Genomic DNA, 18604 nt, shown 5'->3' with positions numbered 1-18604 from the left:
GGAGACCCCTGTCATGCACAAACAGATTTTCGTGAACCTCCCGGTTCGCGACCTCAAGCGTTCGATGACCTTCTTCAAGGCGCTGGGCCTGAGTTTCGACCCGGCATTTACGAACGATGACGCCGCGTGCCTCGTCATCGGCGAGAACATCTTCGCGATGCTGCTCGTCGAGAAGTTCTTCCAGACTTTCACGGAAAAGCCCATCGCCGACGCGCACAAAAGCACCGAAACGCTCGTGTGTCTGTCATGCGAGAGCAGGGCGGAAGTCGACGATCTGGTGGCGAAGGCCATCGCCGCGGGCGGGCGCGCGCCGCGCGAGCCGCAGGATCACGGCTTCATGTACGGCCACGGCTTCGAGGATCTCGACGGTCACATTTGGGAGCTCGTGCATATGAATCCGGAAGCGGCGTGAGCGGAAAAGCGAAGGCGGCAGAAGCCGGCGATGCGGCCCGGCGGGCGATCGACGCCGTCTGGCGCATCGAGTCGGCGAAGGTGATTGCGAGCGTCGCGCGCGTCGTGCGCGATGTCGCGCTCGCCGAGGAACTCGCGCAGGATGCGTTCGTCGCGGCGCTCGAACACTGGGGCCAACCGGGCGTGGGCGTGCCGGATAAGCCGGGAGCGTGGCTCATGACGACAGCGAAAAACAAGGCGCTCGACCGGCTGCGGCAGCACGCGCTGCACGCGAGAAAACACGAGGAATACGGCCGCGATCTCGACGCGCAGGAGGCGTACGTCACGCCGGATTTCGTCGATGCGCTGGACGCCGCGCGTGAGGACGACATCGGCGACGATCTGCTGCGGCTTATCTTCACGGCGTGCCATCCGGTGCTGTCCGTCGATGCGCGGGCCGCGTTGACGCTGCGCCTGATCGGCGGGCTCACCACGGACGAGATCGCGCGCGCGTTTCTCGTGCCCGAGCCGACCATCGCGCAGCGCATCGTGCGGGCGAAGCGCACGCTGTCGGCGGCGCGCGTGCCGTTCGAGGTGCCGCAGGCGGATGCGCGAGCGGCGCGGCTCGGCTCGGTGCTCGAAGTCATCTATCTGATTTTCAACGAGGGGTATTCGGCGACCGCCGGCGACCACTGGATGCGTCCGGCGCTCTGCGAGGACGCGCTGCGGCTCGGACGGATTCTCGCGGAACTGACGCCGAACGAGAGCGAGGTTCACGGGCTCGTCGCGCTGATGGAGATTCAGGCGTCGCGCATGAAGGCGCGCGTCGACCGGGATGGGCGGCCGGTGCTGTTGCCGGATCAGGATCGCAGCCGCTGGGACCCGTTGCTGATCCGGCGCGGGCTGGCGGCGCTGAAGCGTTCGGAGGCGCTGGGCGGCGCGCGCGGCGTGTACGCGCTGCAGGCGGCGCTGGCGGCATGCCACGCGCGCGCGGCGAGCGCCGCCGACACCGACTGGCCGATGATCGTCGCACTTTACGACGCGCTGATGCAGACCGCGCCGACGCCGGTCGTGGAACTGAACCGGGCGGTCGCGGTGAGCATGGCGTATGGGCCGGAAAAGGCGCTGCCGATCGTCGATGCGCTCACCGACGCGGCATCGCTCAGCCGGTATCACTGGCTGCCGAGCGTGCGCGCGGATCTGCTGGCGAGGCTTGGGCGTAGAGATGAAGCGCGAGCGGAGTTCGAGCGCGCGGCGTCGCTGGCGAAGAATGCGCGGGAAAAGGAGTTTTTGATGAGGCGGGCTGGGGAGATGGGTTGAGGGGGTCTTGTTGCGGTGAAAATTTGATTTTACATAAGATAAATTATCAACGTTTTGGTTGTAGGTCCCAAGTTCAAATGTCGCGTTACCGCCAAACAGATCGCGATTCTTCGCAAGAACAACGAGCCCCCACACCAACTCAGCTTCGGAGATTTTTCTCGCAATCGTCCCAGTACCGCAGCGGGTCGTGATGATCTGGATAACGTAAATCAAGCCACGCTGCGAGCTTCGTCCAATCTGGATGCTGGGTGCCCGTGCGCGCCGACCAATTGGAAGACCGCTCGAGAATTTGACCGTTCCCGCGATCGCGAACAAGCACGCTTCCCAATCCGTTCGAAGTGTTTGTCTGTGACTCGATCTGATAACGCGGCAGGAGCCTGAGCTCAGCATTCTTGGCCCATCCGAACAAGCCGCGGACTACGCCGGACGGATCTCGCAACTCGCTGGGGCCACTTACTGGGCGAATCGCCGTCCAGCCTTCCGGAAACTCGGCGACAACCTCGTCTTTGCCCTCCCTGACCCACTTCACGCGCAGAGCCCGCGTCATCGCTTCGCGCATGCGCGACACCGAGTCATAGCCTTTGGGCAACTCGATTGCCACCGGGAGCGTGATCAGGTTGTCTTTCCAGAGCGCGGATTCGTCTTCGACGCGCTTGACGACGTCGGACACTTCTGGCCCGAAAGGATTCTCAGGACGGCTCGACGCCTTCGCGGTTGCTCCCGCAGGCAGACCCTCGAAAAGGCGCTCAGCGTCTTGACGGGTTAGTTTCGTCTTTGCCTTATTCATCGTCTCGTACGGTCTTTAGCTGAAAACGAACGCGGCTGGAACGCAGCGAAGCCACCCCCTGGAAACGCCGTAGCTGCCTATTTTGCGTGAGAACGATTTGTGAAGTCGCGCGGTCCGCTCGCTCGGCTGTTCGACCGAACGGCCGGACCCGTGTCTTCGCCGATCGTCGAGATCGAGTGCTTGAAGATCATCTGGGATCCTGTGGTCGAACTGAGATAAAGCATGTACGTATCGAATGACTGGATGTGTCCAACCAATCTGATTCCGTTGACCAGATAGATCGCCACGCGCTTCCCTTCCTTTCTCGCCGCATTGAGAAAGTCGCCTTGTACACCGGGTTGGTTCTGCGCCATTTCAGTTTTGTCCTTAAGTTTTGATGGGCTCAGGCATATTCGATCGTGTCCGATCACTGAATAGAAATCCGCTCGACAACCCATCTCGGGATACTGCTCCAGGCGCGCAATAAGCTCAACGATAATCACGTCTGCCTCTTGGCGCGGCGTTTTCCCGCACGAGTGCGCGACGCATGGCGCCACGCACCCACTTCGGCAAGGATGAGCGCAAACCAGCTCCAATCAGCCTCAGTCGATGCGATAAACCCATTCAAGAGGATCGGCGAGCTTACCACGCTGAATTCCGGTCAGCTGCGTGCGGATGCGTTGCGTCACCGGCCCTTCTTCCCCGTTGCCGATCTTAAACTCTCCAGCGGCATGGCGAACCTCACCGACCGCAGTGACGACAGCAGCGGTCCCACAAGCGAATGCCTCCCGCACACGGCCGCTCGCGGCATCGGCACGCCACGCGTCGAAAGCATACGGCGTTTCGTTGACTACGATGCCTTCACGCCTGGCAAGCTCGATGATCGAAGCCCTGGTGATGCCCGGCAGAATCGTGCCTGAGAGTGGCGGCGTTGTCAGGGAACCATCGTCCATGACGAAGAAAAGATTCATCCCGCCCATCTCTTCGATCCATTTGTGCTCGGCGGCATCGAGAAAAACGACCTGGTCGCAGCCCTTGGCCGCAGCCTCGGTCTGCGCGATCAGGCTGGCAGCATAGTTTCCCCCGCATTTGGCCGAACCCGTTCCGCCCGGCGCCGCGCGCGTGTATTGGTCGGACACCCAGACAGTCACCGACGACTTCCCTGCCTTGAAGTACGGACCTACCGGGCAGGCGATGACGCAGAACACGTACTCGTGTGACGCGCGCACGCCGAGGAAGCTCTCGGAGGCAAACATGAACGGACGTAGATAGAGACTGCCATCGCCACCCGGCACCCAGTCCCGGTCTACCTTGACGAGAGACTCCACCGCCCCGACGAAGAGCGCTTCCGGCAGATCGGCCATGGCAAGACGCGCGGCCGAGGCCCGAAATCGTTTGGCATTCTCGAACGGGCGGAATAGCGAGATCGAGCCGTCTTCGCCGCGGTACGCTTTCATGCCTTCAAAAATTTCCTGCGCATAGTGCAGCACGGCGCAAGCGGGATCGATCTGAAACGGCCGGCGAGGCTCGACCTTCGCATCGTGCCAGCCAAGGGTGTTGGTCCAGCGCATCGTCGCCATGTGATCGGTGAACACCCGGCCGAATACGGGGTTTGAAATGCTCGCGACGATCTGATCGTGCGGAGTCGGCGTCGCGCTCGGGGAAACGACAAACTGTGTGGGCATATCAGTTTTCATGCTTTCATTCGACCAAAGACAAGACGGGGCACCAGACTCACACGGCGACCCGCGATGGATTGAAATGGAACGTCAACGTTGCAAACCGGTAGTATCCGTGACCTTGCCTTGCTGCGACAAAGCGACGAGTGCGTCGTCGGACACGGTTGCTTCCTGATCGGCGAGCGCCTTGAAGCGAACGAACGCGGCGTTCAGTTCAGCGTCGCTGGCCATCTCGATTCCCAACTCCTGCAACCGCTGCCTGAATGCATTTCGTCCAGACAGTTTGCCGAGCACGATCTTGTTCGCGCTCCAGCCTACGTCTTCGGCGCGCATGATTTCGTAGGTGTCGCGCGCTTTCAGGACGCCGTCCTGGTGGATACCCGATGCGTGTGCGAATGCATTAGCGCCCACTACCGCCTTGTTAGGTTGCACCGTGAACCCTGTGATCTCCGACACCAGCCGCGAGGCTTCGACAATCTGAGTCGTGTCTACGCGCACATCGAGGCCGAAGACATCGCGTCGCGTCTTGACTGCCATCACGACTTCCTCGAGCGCCGTATTGCCCGCTCGCTCGCCCAGGCCGTTGATCGCACATTCGATCTGTCTGGCCCCGCCCGACTTGACGGCCGCCAGCGAGTTGGCCACGGCCAGGCCGAGATCGTCGTGACAGTGGACCGAAAAGACCGCCCGGTCGGAATTGGGGATGCGTTCGCGAAGTTCGCGGATCAAGGCGGCATAGCCATCCGGAACGGCATAGCCGACCGTATCGGGAACGTTGATGGTAGTCGCACCTTCGTCGATCACGCCTTCTATCACGCGACAGAGAAAGTCGAGATCGGAGCGGCTTGCGTCTTCCGGCGAAAACTCGACGTCATCGGTGTAACCACGTGCCAGACGCACCGCGCGCCGCGCCTGTTCATAGACCTGATCAGGCGACATGCGCAGTTTCTTCTCCATGTGCAGCGCGGACGTGGCGATGAAGGTATGAATGCGCGACCGGCTGGCCGGCTTCAGCGCCTCGGCGGCTCGCGAAATATCACGCTCGTTCGCCCGCGCCAGAGAACAGACGATGCTGTCCTTGATCTCGCTCGCGATGGCTCGAATCGCCTGGAAGTCGCCTTCGGAACTCGCGGCGAACCCCGCTTCGATCACGTCGACGCGCATGCGTTCGAGTTGTCGGGCGATGCGCAGTTTTTCGTCTTGGGTCATCGACGCACCCGGCGACTGTTCTCCATCGCGCAAGGTGGTGTCGAAAATGATGAGGCGGTCTGACATGCCAGTCTCCTGTGGGGAACGGCAATTGCGTTGATCAGGGAATGGGGGGTAACCCTTCCTGCCTGTCGAGACGCTGGATCACAGCGCCTGACCGCGCGATTATAGCTAACGATGCCGCGAGCCAATCTAGGGGCAACCCGCGTTTCCCGCCTCCAAATTCAAATCTGGGATATCTGAGGCAGCATCCGGACGACCCGTGGCAGCAACTCCATTACCGGAACGCGAACCGCATCCGCCAGTTCGTCGATGCCGATGAACCCGCCGCCGTCCTCGCCGACGAACGTCACGACGCTGCCGACTTGGGCCTCGGGCAATGCGCTCAGATCGATCACCGTGTGCTGCAATGAGCGCCGCCCCATGATCGTCGCCTCGCGTCCGCCGATGAGCACGCGCCCGAGCGGCGGCACGTGATTCAGCCCATCCCCGAACCCGATCGGCACGACGCCCACGCGCACCGCGCGCTCGAGGCGAATGGGCGCCGCATAGCCGATGCCGAGCATCGATCCTGCCGGATGTTCCTGCACATGGATGATGCGTCCGCGAATGGCGCGCAGCATCGGGCGCAACGGCACGCGCGCCATCCATTCGGCATCGAGTGCGCCGTAGAGCAGCCGTCCCGGATCGACCGCGCTGTAACGCAGTTCCGGATGCGCGATCATCACGCGCGAGCTCGCGAGCATGGTTTCCAGATCGTCAAAGCCCGCTGAACGGGCATCGGCGAGCGCGGCATCGAAGACGCCAGCCTGGCGCGCAGTGATTGCGTCGTCGCCGGGCGAACTCAGGTGCGTATAGATGCCCTTCAGGCGAACCGTGCGCTGATGCGCCAGCGCGGAGAACGCCTCCGGCCATTGCGACGCGAGAAAGCCGAAGCGGCCGAAGCCCGGATCGATCTCGATGAACGCATCGACCGGAACGCCCGCCGTCACGAACGCGCGCAGGCTCTCCATGCTCTGGATCGTGACCGTCAGGCCGAGCGCCGCGACGCGCGCCGCGTCCTCCGGCAGCGTCGATGCGAACAGCAGGATGTCGCGCGTGACGCCCGCCGCGCGGATCGCCATGCCCTCCTCCGGACTGCCGACACAGAGGCCATCGACACCCGCTGTGTCCGCCAAGCGTGCAACCTTCGCCGCGCCGAAACCGAAGCCGTCGCCCTTGCAGACGAACCAGATTTTCGCGTCGCCCGCGAGCTTGCGCGCCACCGCGAGATTCGCGGCGATCGCGCCTTCATCGATTTCCGCCCATGCGGGGCGCAGCAAACGGTATTCGCGCAGGTCGTCGGCGCATGCGTTCATGTCCGCACCTCGCCGGTTTGGGAAGAAAGCGCTTCCTGCAGACCGTTCGATTCGGCGAAGACGCGTTCCTGCCGCGCGCGCAGTTCATCGGCCGGCAATCGTGCGAGCGCGGCGCGTGCCGCTTCGGTCGCGGCAGGATCGATTTCGCCCCGGTCGATGACCACGCCATACAGATCGCGCGCCATGCGCTCGGAAATCAGTCCGTCGAGCACATCCTCGAAGACTGCTCGCGGCTCGCGCTCCCAAGGCGGACCGTAGCCCGCGCCGCCCGCCGCGATATGACAGACCCGGTCATCACGCCCGAGCGCGATGACCGCGCTCGGCATGCTCGGCAGCAGCGTGACTTCGCCCTCGCGCGTGAGCAGATTGAACGACGGCGAGCCGTCCAGTCCGCCGTGCGATCCCGCGGGCCGATGCACGCGCCGGTCCGAGCGCAAGCCGAGCGACGCGCTTTCCGCCCGCAGCGCGTAGGTGCGGCGCATCGCGAGACCGCCGCGATGCTTGCCCGCGCCGCCCGAGTCCGGCACGAAACCATAATCCGTGATGACGACGGGCAAGCGCGCCTCGATCAGTTCGACCGGCTGATTCGACAGATTGCCGAGCGGATTGGCGATGCCTTCGCTGCCGTCGCGCTGCCCGCTTGCGCCCCAACTGCCGAGGATGCCGTCCGTGATCAGCCAGTTGCCCGCCGCGCCGCGCCCCGAGATCGACACCACCGACGGGCCGCCTTCGCCGAGCGCCGGCATCGCGTCCGGCACGATCTGCGCAAACGCGCCCTGCAGCACGTCGAACATGCGATACGCCATGATGCCGCGCGCCGCGCACGCCGCCGGCTCCACCGGATTGACGATCGAGCCCGGCTCCGCGAACACGCGCACCGGCCGCGAGAAGCCCTCGCAATTCGGCACGTCGACGCCGATCGCGCAGCGCACCGCCGCGTACGCGACCGATTGCGTCGTCGCGAACGGGCCGTTGATCGCGCCGGCGACCTGCGCATCGGTGCCGCTCCAGTCGATCGTCACTTCGTCGCCGGCAACGGTCACCTTGACGCGAAAGCGGATCGGCTGCGGCCGCTCGCCCAGGCCGTCGATGAAGTCCTCATAGCCGTATTCGCCGTCGGGCATCGCGGCGATCGCCTGGCGCGTCAGACGCTCGGCATAACCGTGCAGCGCATTGACGAGCCGCGCGAAGCCATCCGCGCCGTATTTCTCGATCAGTTGCGCGAGCCCGCGTGCGCCCGCGCGGCACGATGCGACCTGCGCGCGCAGATCGCCGCGCAGTTGATCGGGCATGCGCGAATTGGTTTCGAGCAGCGCGATCAGCGTGTGATTCGGCTCGCCCGCGTCGAAAAGCTTGAGCAGCGGAATGCGCAAGCCTTCCTGAAAGATCTCGGTCGCGCCGATCGCCATGCTGCCCGGCGCCATGCCGCCGACATCGGCGTGGTGCACGATCGTCGCGACATAGCCTTCGATGCGTCCGTCGAAGAAGACGGGCTGGATCAGATACACGTCGGGAAGATGCATGCCGCCCGAGGTGTACGGATCGTTCATCACATAGACATCGCCCGGCTGGCCGTTCGCGCTAAAGCGTTCGATCACGTTGCGCATTGCCGCCGGAAACGCGCCGAGATGGATCGGCAGCGTGAGACCCTGCGCGATCACGCGGCCCTGCCGGTCGAAGACGGCGGTCGAGAAGTCCATCGAGTCGCGCACGATCGGCGAATAGGCCGAGCGCAGCACGACGAGCGCCATCTCGTCCGCCACCGAGCCGAGTGCGTTCTTGACGATTTCGAGCGTGATGGCGTCGTCCGAAGACGGCGTGTGCGGTGCGGAGGTCATGCGTTCTCTCCCAGCGTAATGACGATGTTTTCATGCGCGTCGACGCGGGCGCGCGCGCCCGGCGGCACGACGCAGGTCGAGTCGTATTCCTCGACGATGACCGGTCCGTCGAGCGGCGCGGCGCGCAGCATTGCGCGCGAGATTACGGGCGTATCGACGAATCCATGAGCGGGGCCGAAGTACGCGCGCCGCGTTACGCATGTGGCCGCATCGGCTCGGTTCCCTCCCGCGCGCCGTGCGTCGTACACGCGCGAGCGCTCCGACTTCAGACTGCCGAGCACGCGCAGATTGACGAGCTCGACGGCATCGTCCTGCGACGCGTGGCCGTAGGTGCGCTCGTGCTCCGCGTGAAAGGCGCCCTTCACTTCTTCGATATCGACGGTCTCGCCCGATCGCCACGCGAGCGGCACCGCTAGTTCATACGCCTGTCCCGCGTAACGCAGATCGAGCGAGCAGCGCATTTCGATGTCATTGCGCGCGAGGCCTTCTTCCATCATCTCCGCGCGCGCGCTCGCGGCCAGATCTTCGAGCGCATCGCCAAGCGGCGCTGCGGCATCGGCGTCGAGGCGGCGGAACATCGTCTGCATGAATTCGTGCTGCGTCGTCGAGAACAGCAGACCGAGCGCGCTGAACACACCGGGGCTGGGCGGAACGATGACCGTACGCATGTCGAGCAGCGCGGCGATCGCATGCACGATGATCGGTCCGTTGCCGCCGAACGCGAACAACGCAAAGTCGCGCGGGTCGCGGCCGCGATACGTCGATACGGCTTTTACGGCGCGCGTCATCGTCGATGCGGCGATCGAGAACACGCCGTAGGCGGCTTCGTGGAGTTCAGTGTTCGTCGGAACGGCCACATGCGCGCGCATCGCGTCGCAGGCTTTCGCATGGTTGATGCGTAACTCGCCGCCTGCGAGATACTCGGGATTCAGATAGCCGAGCGCGAGCACCGCGTCGGTGAGCGTGGGCGTCGTGCCGCCGGCATCGTAGGCAACCGGACCGGGCACGGAACCGGCCGAGTCCGGTCCGACCTTCACGAGGCCGCCCGCATCGATGCGCACCATGCTGCCGCCGCCCGCGCCGATCTCCGACACATCGATGAACGGCAGCTTCACCGCATGGCCGCCGCCCTTCACGAGCTTGCTGCTCAGGTTGATGCCCGCGCCGACTTCATATTCCGTCGTGCGCGCCGGTTCGCCGCGTTCGATGATCGCGGCCTTCGCGGTCGTGCCGCCCATATCGACGGTGATGCAGTCGGCATAGCCTGACGCCGAGGCCACCGATGCCCCCGCGATCACGCCCGCCGCCGGACCGGACTCGATGATCGCCGCCGGTTTCTGCATGACGGCCGCCGCGCTCATCACGCCGCCATTCGAATGCATGATCTGCACCGGCCCGCGCATGCCGACATCGCGCAGCCGGGCGATCAACGAGTGCAGGTAGCTCACCACGACGGGGCCGAGATAGGCGTTCACCACGGTCGTGCTGGTGCGCTCGTATTCGCGGATCTCGGGAAGAATCTCGTGCGAGCACGTCAGATACACGCGCTCGCCGAGCACGCGGCGCAACAGTTCGCGAACGCGGATCTCGTGCTCCGGATTCGCATAGGCGTGCAGCAGGCTGATCGCGACCGCTTCGATGTTCTGTTCCGCAATTCGCTCGGCCACCGCGAGGACTTCCGCTTCGTCGAGCGCCTTCGCAATCGAGCCGTCGGCATTCAGGCGCTCGTCGACTTCGTAGCGATGACGGCGTTTCGCCAGCGGCGCAGGCTTGCGATACGCGAGGTTATAAAGCATCGGCACGCGCAGGCGGCCGATCTCGACCACATCGCGAAAGCCGCGCGTCGTCACCAGCGCCGTGCGCGCGCCCTTGCCCTCCAGCACCGTGTTGGTGGCGATGGTCGTCGCGTGCACGAGTTCCGTCACCTGACGCGGCGTCGCGCCGAGCGACGCGAGCAGCGCCTCGAGTCCCGTAACGATCGCCACGCCGTAGTCCTGCGGCGTGGACGACACCTTCTTCGTGTGCACCACGCCCTGATCGTCGATGACGACGATATCGGTGAACGTCCCGCCGATATCCACGCCTGCCCGATAAAGTCTTTCTGACATGCTCACCGCCTCTTCATGTTCGACGCAGCCAGAGCCGCGTTGGTGAATCGATTCATTATCCGCATCAAAAAAAGCGGTTAGAACTTGTGCACGAAGCCGATGCTCGCCACCGCCTGATTCTTCGACGACGACGGATTCATCGTCTGGATCTGCGAAGCGAGCGTGCCATCCGAGGTCGCCGGCAGCGGACCGCCGACCGGGCGCGGAAACACCCCGCCGCCTGCCCGCAACCAGATCACTTCCAGATAGACCGACGTGCGCTTCGACAGGAACTGGTCGACCAGCAGGTTCACCTGATGCCAGTGCACCTGCGCGGGACCATCGGGGCCGCCGGTGATGTTGTCGCTCGTATAGGTGTACGCCGCGCCGACGATGAGCGACGGCGTGATGGTGTAGCGCACGTTCGCCTCGTAGTTGTTGAAGCGATAGTTGATGCCGCTCGTGAGCGACGTGCCCACGTCGGTATAGATCGCATTGCTGTACATCAGGCTGAACTTCGCCGGCCCGTAGATGTACGACGCGCCAATGCCCGCGATCTGTTCGCGCTTCGAGGTGATCGGCGCGTCGCAGCAGGTGATCGCGCCGCCGGTGTTGACCGTCGGCGTGGTGTTGACGCCGGGCCTGTCGTAGAGCGAATAGGCCGCCGCGATCGAGAACGGGCCCTGCGTATAGATGCTGCCCACCGACCACATGCGATTGTTCGAGAAGTCGCCGGCGGCGTTGCTGAACGCATACATCGCGATGCCGGTGAACCCATGAAAATTCGGCGAGGTGTACTTCACCGAATTGTTCACGCGCAGATAGTTGTCGGTGTTGTCGTTGTCGTAGGGATGCGAGAACATCACGCCGCCCCACGCGCCGTTGGAGGTCATCGTCTGCAGCGTGCCGACGATGGCGTCGTACTGGCGTCCGAACGTCAGCGTGCCGTACTGCGCGTTGGTCACACCCATGTAGGCCTGACGCCCGAACATGCGGTTGTTCTGGCCGAGCGCGCCGTTGACGGGATTGAAGCCGTTCTCCAGCGTGAAGATCGCCTGGGTTCCGCCGCCCAGATCCTCCGCCCCCTTCAGGCCCCAGCGGCTGCCATATTCGCCGTTGCCCGTCAGTTGCACGGCGTGATGGCCACCCTGATTCGACGACCACGTCAGTGCCTCGTTGATGACGCCATACAGCGTGACGGAACTCTGCGCGTGGGCCGCACAACTCGCGCCCGCGAGCGCGAGCATGCCGAGCGATCTGATCTTCACTGCTTCTCTCCAGACTGGCGTCGCCGATGGCCCGGTCCCGGCGACAGTTGATATTCGTGAGTGAATCGATTCATTCCGCATGGATTTTCAGGCAGTCCACCGAATGTCCGGGCTTCGATTCAGTCGCGTAGTGGGTTTGTCGCGCCGCTCAAGCGGACGCGTGCTGTCCTGCCAGCCCTCGCGGAATGGCCGCCAGCAGTTCCGCCGTGTAGCGTTCGCGCGGCGCGTGCAGCACTTGGCTCGCACTGCCGATTTCGACGAGACGCCCGTGCTGCATGACGGCGACGCGCTCGCACAGTTCACCGACAAGCGCGAGGTCGTGACTGATGACCACGAGCGTCACACCCGCCGTGCGATGCAGCTCGCGCAGCAAGCGGATGATCTCCGCCTGAATCGATACGTCGAGCGCGGAGGTCGGCTCGTCGGCGACGAGCAGCGTCGGCCGGCGCGCCAGCGCCCGCGCAATGCCGACGCGCTGCCGCTGTCCGCCTGACAACTGATGCGGCAGGCGCGCGAGCACCGCGCGCGGCAGGCGCACCATGTCGAGCAGATCGGCGACCGGCACGCCGTCGCGACCGATGGCTTCGGTGAGCGTCGTGGCGACCGTCTTGCGCGGATTCAGCGAGTTCATCGTGCTCTGGAACACCATCTGCACCTGCTGGCGGAATGCGGCGAGATCGCGGCCCGCCAGTTGCGCGATGGATTGCCCCTTGAACGCGAGTTCGCCCGTCGTCGGATCGACGAGGCGCACCATCATGCGCGCGACGGTCGACTTGCCGCTGCCGCTTTCGCCGACGATCGCGAACGACTCGCCCGCCGCGACATCGAACGACAGTCCCGACACCGCGTGAAACTGCTCGCGATTCAGAAGGCGCGTCAGCACGGAGCGCCCCAGCGCATACGATTTGCCCACATCGGACAGGCGCAGCAGCGGCACGGCGCGATCAGATTGCGGCATGATTGCGGCCCTCCCCGGCCATGGCGTCGCGCGGCAGGCGCGGAATGCTGTCGATCAACTGACGCGTGTACGCGTGCGCCGGCTGCCTGAAAAGTTGCGAAACTCCGCCGTGCTCCACCACTTCGCCGTTACGCAGCACGACAGCACGCGAGCACAGTTCGGCCATCAAGTCGAGGTTGTGCGTGATGAAGACGAGACCCATGTTCAGCTCGCGCACCAGCGAGCGCAGCAACGCAACGATCTGCGCCTGCACGGTGACGTCGAGCGCGGTGGTCGGTTCGTCGGCGATCAGGAGCGCGGGCTCGCAGACGATCGCCGCCGCGATCAGCGCCCGCTGCTTCATGCCCCCGCTCAGCTCGTGCGGATAGGCGCGCGCCGCCCGACGCGGATCCTTGAAGCCGACCCGCGCGAGGATGTCTTCGATCTCGGCCGTGAGCGCCCGGCCGCGTGCCGGACGATGTGCGCGAATCACATCGGCGATCTGCGTGCCGACCGTGAACGCGGGATTGAGCGCGGTGCCCGGGTCCTGAAAGATCATCGACAGACGCTTGCCGCGCAGTTCGCGCAGATGCGCTTCGCCCACTCGCGCGAGATCTTCGCCTTCGAAGAGGATGCGCCCGCCGGTCACGTGCCCGCCCGCGCCGAGCAGACCGAGCACGGCAAGCGACGCCACGCTCTTGCCCGAGCCCGATTCGCCGACCAGGCCCACGGCCTCGCCTGCCCTCACCGTCAGGTCCAGACCGTGCAGCACGTCGAGCGCATCGCGGCCTTGCCCATACGCGACCCGCAGACCTTCCACCGATAGCAGCGCGCCGTTCATGCCGTGCCTCCCTGCGTTGCGTCGGCCACGCGGCGGCGACGTCGCGGATCGAGAATCGTGCGCATGCCGTCGCCGACGAGATTGAACGCCAGCACGCTCACGAACACTGCCGCGCCGGGAAAGATCGAGACCCACCAGAAATCCGTGAAGATGAGCGCGCGCGAATCGGAGAGCATCGCGCCCCAGCTTGGCGTCGGCGGCTGCACGCCCAGTCCGATGAAACTCAGGGAGGCCTCGACGATGATCGTCACGCCGAGCAGCAGCGTCGCCTGAACGAGCACGGGCGAAATGATGTTCGGCAGCACGTCCGAGAGTACGATGCGCGTTGCGCTCGCGCCCTGAAGACGGCGCGCGGCGACGTACTCCGCTTGCACCTCCGCGCGTGCCAGACCATACGTGAGACGGGCGAGACCCGGCGCATAGAGCACGCCGATCAGCAGCACGAGCTTTGTCTCGTTAGAGAGCGCAATACCCGCAACGCGGATCGTGTCCGTTCCCGTGATGCCGACGAGCGCAATGGCCCAGATGAGCAGCGGGATCGACGCGAGCACCTCCATCGCTTTCATGAGCAACTCGTCGATCCACGTGCCCGCCCTGTAGCCCGCGATCAGGCCGATGGCGGTGCCGAGCACGATGCCGATCGCGACCGCCGCAAGCCCGATGGCAAGCGACGCCCGCGCACCCCAGATCACGCGGCTCAGCACGTCGCGGCCGACCTGATCGGTGCCGAGCCAGAACTCCGCGCCCGGCGCCTGCAAACGATGTTCGATAAAGAGCTTCAACGGATCCTTCAGCGGCAGGAGCGGCGCACACAGCGCGACGCCGAGCAGCACGACGATCAGCACGAGCCCGACCGCACCGGTCGGCTCACGCATCAGCGCGCGCACGAAGCGGCCCGCGCCGCGCGCGGTGGCGGTCATCGCGGAAGGCCGGTCGGGCACGGCGGGCAAGGAGGAATCGGCCATCATTTGCGGTTCACCTTCGGATCGAGAGCGCCTTGCACGAGGTCGGCGCAGCAATTCGACACAATGAAAATCGTCGTGATCACGAGCACGATTGCCTGCACGGCGGGATAGTCGCGCTGGAAGATCGCGGTCAGCAGCGCGCGCGACACGCCCGGCAAATTGAAGATCTGCTCGACGATCAGCGCCCAGCCGAACATGTAGCCGTAGCTCATCGCCGCCGTGCTCACGAGCGACGGCAACGCGTTCTTGAGCGCATAGACGAGAATGCGTCCGCGCGGGAGGCCGAGCGCGCGCGCCGTGCGGATATAGTCCTGCGACAACGCATCCACCATGTTCGTGCGCACGAGCCGGCTCAGCACCGCGATGTAGTACACGGACATCGTGAGCACCGGCAGCACGAACGAGCCGAGATGCGCGCCGATGCCGTCGCTCCACGACGCGACTCCACCGACCGGCAGCCAGCCCGTCTTGAGCGACACATAGCGGATCAGCAGCAGGCCGAGCCAGAACGAAGGGATCGACAGACCGACGATCGCCGCGATCCGCAACACGTGATCGGCGGCGCCGTCTTCTTTCAACGCCGCGATCGTGCCGAGCAATATCGACATGACGACCGTGAACACGAACGACAGCGTGACCAGTTCGACCGTGCCCGGCAGCGTATCGGCGATCTCGGGCCCGATGTCGTTGCCGGAGACATAGGAGCGCCCGAAATCGAGCGACGCCGCCTGCCCGAGCCACGTGCCGTATTGCGCGACGACCGGCCGGTCGAGCCCGTACTGACGGTTGAACGACGCGATCTGATCGGCGCTCGCGTCGCTGCCCAGCGTGAGGCGCGCGGGCGAAACGGGCGTCGCGCGGCACATGGCGAAGAGCAGCGCGCTCACGACGACGAGCAGCATCAGCGAAGACAGCAGCCTGGAAAAAATTCTCATCGCGTATCCTTTATGCCCGCCCGACGGACACGCCGCCCAGCGCGAGCGAAAATCCCGTGTTCACCTCGAAGCCCTTCACTTCGCTGCGCCAGAGGTTCTGCACTTCCAGCGCGCCGATCCAGATCGCGGGCGCGTCGCGCGCGATGGTCTGCTGCATCTTCGCAAGCAGCGCCTTCAGTTCGGCAGGTTCGTCCGCGCCGTAGCTCTGATCGATCAGATCGACGAAGGCCGGATTGTCGTAGGCGGTCGCTTTCCAGAGGCTCTCGGTCGGGCGGAACAGCGCGTTCAGCAGATAGGTTGCCTCCGGCGGCGCAATGAAGCCCGTCAGCACCGCCTGATGATTGCCGACCATCGCCTGCGAGATCATCTGGCCGAAGTCGAGCGGCCGCAGGTTGACGCGCACGCCGATCGACGCGAGCTGCGACTGCATGAAGAGCGCAGTCATCGAGGTATCGATGAGATACGCAGGCTGCACGTACAGCAGATCGAATGATGCGCCCGTCGCGTACTTCGAGCGCGCGAGCGCCGCGCGGGCTTTCGCCAGATCGAAATCGAGGCGCGCGGCGCTGGCCGCGTCGTACCACGGCGAATCCGGCGCGAACGGCATGCTGCTCGCCTTCACCGCGCCGTAGCACAGGTCGCGGCAGATCTTCACGCGGTCGAGCACGAGCGAGACGGCCTGACGGAACGCCGGATCGTCGAACGGTGCGCGGCGCGTGTTGAGGCACAGCATGAGCGGACTTGTCGGCGACGGCCGGCTTTCACCGACGATGCCAGGCGAACGGCTAATCTGCCCGAAGAGCTGCGCGGGCGGCGCGCTGATGACCTGCGTCTGCATCGACATCAGCGAAGCAAGGCGCGACGACTCCTCGGGGATGATGCGGAACATCACGCGCTCCCATTGCGGCTCGCCGTGGCGCCAGTAATTTGGGTTGCGGCGCAGCTCGACGAAGTCGTTCGCGCGCGACTGCACGAAAATGCCCGGTCCCGTGCCGACGCCCACCGGTGCATGCCTGAAGAAGTCGCCCGGATGCTGCTCGCGGCTGCCCGCCGGAAAAATGCCCATGTACTTCGACATGTAATCGAGCAAGGGCCGATACGGCCGCTTCAGGCGAATCACAACCGTGTTCGCGTCCGGCGCGCTCACCGAATCGATGACGGTCCAGAACGGGCGGCGAAACGCCTTGTGCGCCGGATCGAGCACGTAATCGAAGCTGTATTTCACATCGGCGGACGAAAACGGCTGGCCGTTCTGGAACGTCACGTCGCGCGCCAGATCGAAGCGGTATGCCAGACGGTCGGGCGTGACGGTCCATGCGCGCGCCAGTTGCGGCACGCGCTGGCCGTGCGCATCGATGCCGACGAGATTCTCGAAGATCAACTGGTTGATCGCCATCACGTCGTGATTCGGCTGATTGATCGGATCGAGCGTCTGCGGATTGCTCGGGATCGCGACGGTCAGCACCCCGCCCTGCGCCGCCAGCGCGCGCTCACCGAACGCAAGCGGCAGCGACCATCCCGCGAGGCCTGCCGCGCCGATTCGAAGCACCTGTCTTCGGGTTCTGTCGAAACTCATTGATGTCCTCTGTGTCACCGGCGTGCCCGTTTGAATCTGATGAATCGATTCACGAACAGTACGAGCCCGATGTTTGCTCGTCAACCAATCAAAAATAAAGAACGCCTGAATTGCGATCCCAACTCGCGCAACGAGATGAAAATTTGCCACGGGCTCGTTGTTCGCTGATTCGGTGAATCGATTCACTAAAGATCGTCGATTTGAGGTGCGCTGTCAATCGGGTTGACCCTGAGTGTCTCAGCCGGGCTGAACGGACCGCGCCCGGCGGCGACCCGGCTTGGCAGACCCGGCAGGCAGGGCTGCGCACGATTCACGGATGATCATGCGCATCGGGTGGCGCGATCGCCGGATGCCCGGCGGCGCGGTGCCGTCGAGCAGTTGCAGCATCAGGTCCGCCGCTTCGGTGCCGATATCGCGCGGCTCCTGCGTCACGACGGTCAGCGCCGGCGCGCAGAGGCTCGCGTACTGATGATCGCCGACCGACACGACCGAGAGATCGCGCGGCACATTCAGACCGAGTTCGCGGGCGGCCTGCAGCACGCGCGCGGTATCGTTGAGCGGAGCGACGATCGCGGTCGGCCGCGACGGTCCCGCGAGCAGCGCGTGACAGGCGGTTTCGTCGAAGGCGTCCGTCCGCTGGATGAGCGCGGGATCGACCAGGATGCCGGCGGCTTCGCACTCGACGGTGTACCCGCGGACCATCTCCCGCCCGACCCACGTGTGCTCGTGCCCCGCGACCAGCCCGATGCGCCTGTGTCCGAGCGATGTTAGATAACGCACGGCCTGCCGGCATCCATCGGCGTGATCGGTGAGAACCGAGTGGAACTGGCCTTGGGCGTCGCGTTCCCACAGCACGACAGGCATGTTCAGCGTATGGAGGATGTTGTAGTACGAAGGCGTCTCGTCATCGGAGATCACGCCGATCAGGCCGTCGAGGCGCCGCTGACGCAGGCTCTCGAGAAAGGCGCGCTCGCGCTCCAGATCGTAATGCGAATTGGCGATGAGAATCTCGTAGCCGCGCTCGCGCAAGCGCGTTTCGGCGGCGCTCACCATCTGCGCCGCCGTATGCTGTGCGATATCCGAGATGAGGCACGCGATGGCCTTCGAGCTTCCGCTGCGCATGCTGCGCGCCACCGCGTTCGGCACGAAGTTCAGCCGCGCAACCGCCTTCGTCACGGCCTCGCGGATTTCCGGGGCGACGTTGTCGCGCCCGTTGAGTACGCGCGATACCGAGCCCACGGACACCTTGGCGAGACGCGCGACATCCTGGACGGTCGGCGACCCTTGCGGCGACTTTCGGCTGCGCGTGGAAGGCGATGCGGACTCTGGTGCTTTCAGTTTCGACATGGGCTTTTCGGCGTTGACGAAAATTTCGAACAGCGCTCGGTGAATCGATATATCGAGATTATAAGCACTCGGGTGTTTGTTTATGTTG

At 64.7% G+C, this 18604-nt stretch carries 15 protein-coding genes and 1 pseudogene; 2 read left to right on the top strand and 14 right to left on the bottom strand.

Going from position 1 to position 18604, the window contains the following annotated elements:
* The first annotated feature begins 13 nt into the window (after positions 1-13).
* Both LY284_RS05385 and LY284_RS05380 read left to right on the top strand, forming a co-directional pair.
* Positions 14-412, top strand: a complete 399-nt coding sequence (locus tag LY284_RS05385; protein ID WP_233385157.1) for a VOC family protein — start codon at positions 14-16, stop codon at positions 410-412.
* Complete coding sequence (locus tag LY284_RS05380; RefSeq protein ID WP_233385149.1) at positions 409-1710, top strand: RNA polymerase sigma factor; 1302 nt, start codon at positions 409-411, stop codon at positions 1708-1710. The genes LY284_RS05385 and LY284_RS05380 overlap by 4 nt, the downstream gene beginning before the upstream one ends.
* 139 nt (positions 1711-1849) lie before the next feature.
* Here the strand turns inward: LY284_RS05380 and LY284_RS05375 are convergent, their stop codons facing one another.
* The 14 genes and pseudogenes from LY284_RS05375 to LY284_RS05310 form a co-directional block, all read right to left on the bottom strand.
* A complete protein-coding gene (locus LY284_RS05375; RefSeq protein WP_233385147.1) occupies positions 1850-2497 on the bottom strand; it encodes a hypothetical protein in 648 nt (215 codons plus the stop codon).
* A gap of 77 nt (positions 2498-2574) precedes the next feature.
* Positions 2575-2979: an RNA chaperone Hfq gene (gene hfq / locus LY284_RS05370; protein ID WP_233385146.1), complete on the bottom strand. Its 405-nt coding sequence runs from the start codon at positions 2977-2979 to the stop codon at positions 2575-2577.
* 99 nt (positions 2980-3078) lie between these two features.
* Positions 3079-4173, bottom strand: coding sequence for a branched-chain amino acid aminotransferase (locus LY284_RS05365; protein WP_233385136.1), 1095 nt, complete (start codon positions 4171-4173; stop codon positions 3079-3081).
* Positions 4174-4290: 117 nt separating this feature from the next.
* Positions 4291-5430 (bottom strand): annotated as a pseudogene (locus LY284_RS05360) (2-isopropylmalate synthase); the annotation flags it as partial.
* A 158-nt stretch (positions 5431-5588) separates the two neighbouring features.
* Entirely contained in the window at positions 5589-6722 is a 1134-nt protein-coding gene (gene alr / locus LY284_RS05355) for an alanine racemase (RefSeq protein ID WP_233385126.1), read from the bottom strand.
* Positions 6719-8560 (bottom strand): hydantoinase B/oxoprolinase family protein, encoded by a 1842-nt coding sequence (locus LY284_RS05350; RefSeq protein ID WP_233385119.1) that lies wholly within the window; start codon positions 8558-8560, stop codon positions 6719-6721. Before LY284_RS05350 ends, alr begins: the two co-directional genes overlap by 4 nt.
* Positions 8557-10668: a hydantoinase/oxoprolinase family protein gene (locus LY284_RS05345; protein WP_233385117.1), complete on the bottom strand. Its 2112-nt coding sequence runs from the start codon at positions 10666-10668 to the stop codon at positions 8557-8559. Before LY284_RS05345 ends, LY284_RS05350 begins: the two co-directional genes overlap by 4 nt.
* Positions 10669-10745: 77 nt before the next feature.
* Positions 10746-11915, bottom strand: coding sequence for a porin (locus LY284_RS05340; protein ID WP_014191348.1), 1170 nt, complete (start codon positions 11913-11915; stop codon positions 10746-10748).
* Between the two features lie 148 nt (positions 11916-12063).
* Positions 12064-12873, bottom strand: coding sequence for an ATP-binding cassette domain-containing protein (locus tag LY284_RS05335; protein ID WP_233385114.1), 810 nt, complete (start codon positions 12871-12873; stop codon positions 12064-12066).
* The gene (locus tag LY284_RS05330; protein ID WP_233385112.1) at positions 12860-13693 is read right to left on the bottom strand and encodes an ABC transporter ATP-binding protein; all 834 of its coding nucleotides are present in this window, start codon (positions 13691-13693) and stop codon (positions 12860-12862) included. The genes LY284_RS05335 and LY284_RS05330 overlap by 14 nt, the downstream gene beginning before the upstream one ends.
* Positions 13690-14661, bottom strand: coding sequence for an ABC transporter permease (locus LY284_RS05325; RefSeq protein ID WP_233385109.1), 972 nt, complete (start codon positions 14659-14661; stop codon positions 13690-13692). The genes LY284_RS05330 and LY284_RS05325 overlap by 4 nt, the downstream gene beginning before the upstream one ends.
* On the bottom strand, positions 14658-15593 hold the full coding sequence (locus LY284_RS05320) for an ABC transporter permease (RefSeq protein WP_233385099.1): 936 nt from the start codon (positions 15591-15593) through the stop codon (positions 14658-14660). Before LY284_RS05320 ends, LY284_RS05325 begins: the two co-directional genes overlap by 4 nt.
* A 10-nt stretch (positions 15594-15603) precedes the next feature.
* Positions 15604-17169, bottom strand: coding sequence for an ABC transporter substrate-binding protein (locus LY284_RS05315; RefSeq protein WP_233385097.1), 1566 nt, complete (start codon positions 17167-17169; stop codon positions 15604-15606).
* Positions 17170-17406: 237 nt separating this feature from the next.
* On the bottom strand, positions 17407-18516 hold the full coding sequence (locus LY284_RS05310; RefSeq protein WP_233385074.1) for a LacI family DNA-binding transcriptional regulator: 1110 nt from the start codon (positions 18514-18516) through the stop codon (positions 17407-17409).
* Positions 18517-18604 lie beyond the last annotated feature (88 nt).

Source organism: Caballeronia sp. PC1, assembly GCF_021353155.1.
GTDB lineage: Bacteria > Pseudomonadota > Gammaproteobacteria > Burkholderiales > Burkholderiaceae > Caballeronia > Caballeronia cordobensis.
This window is presented reverse-complemented; position numbering and strand designations above follow the sequence as displayed.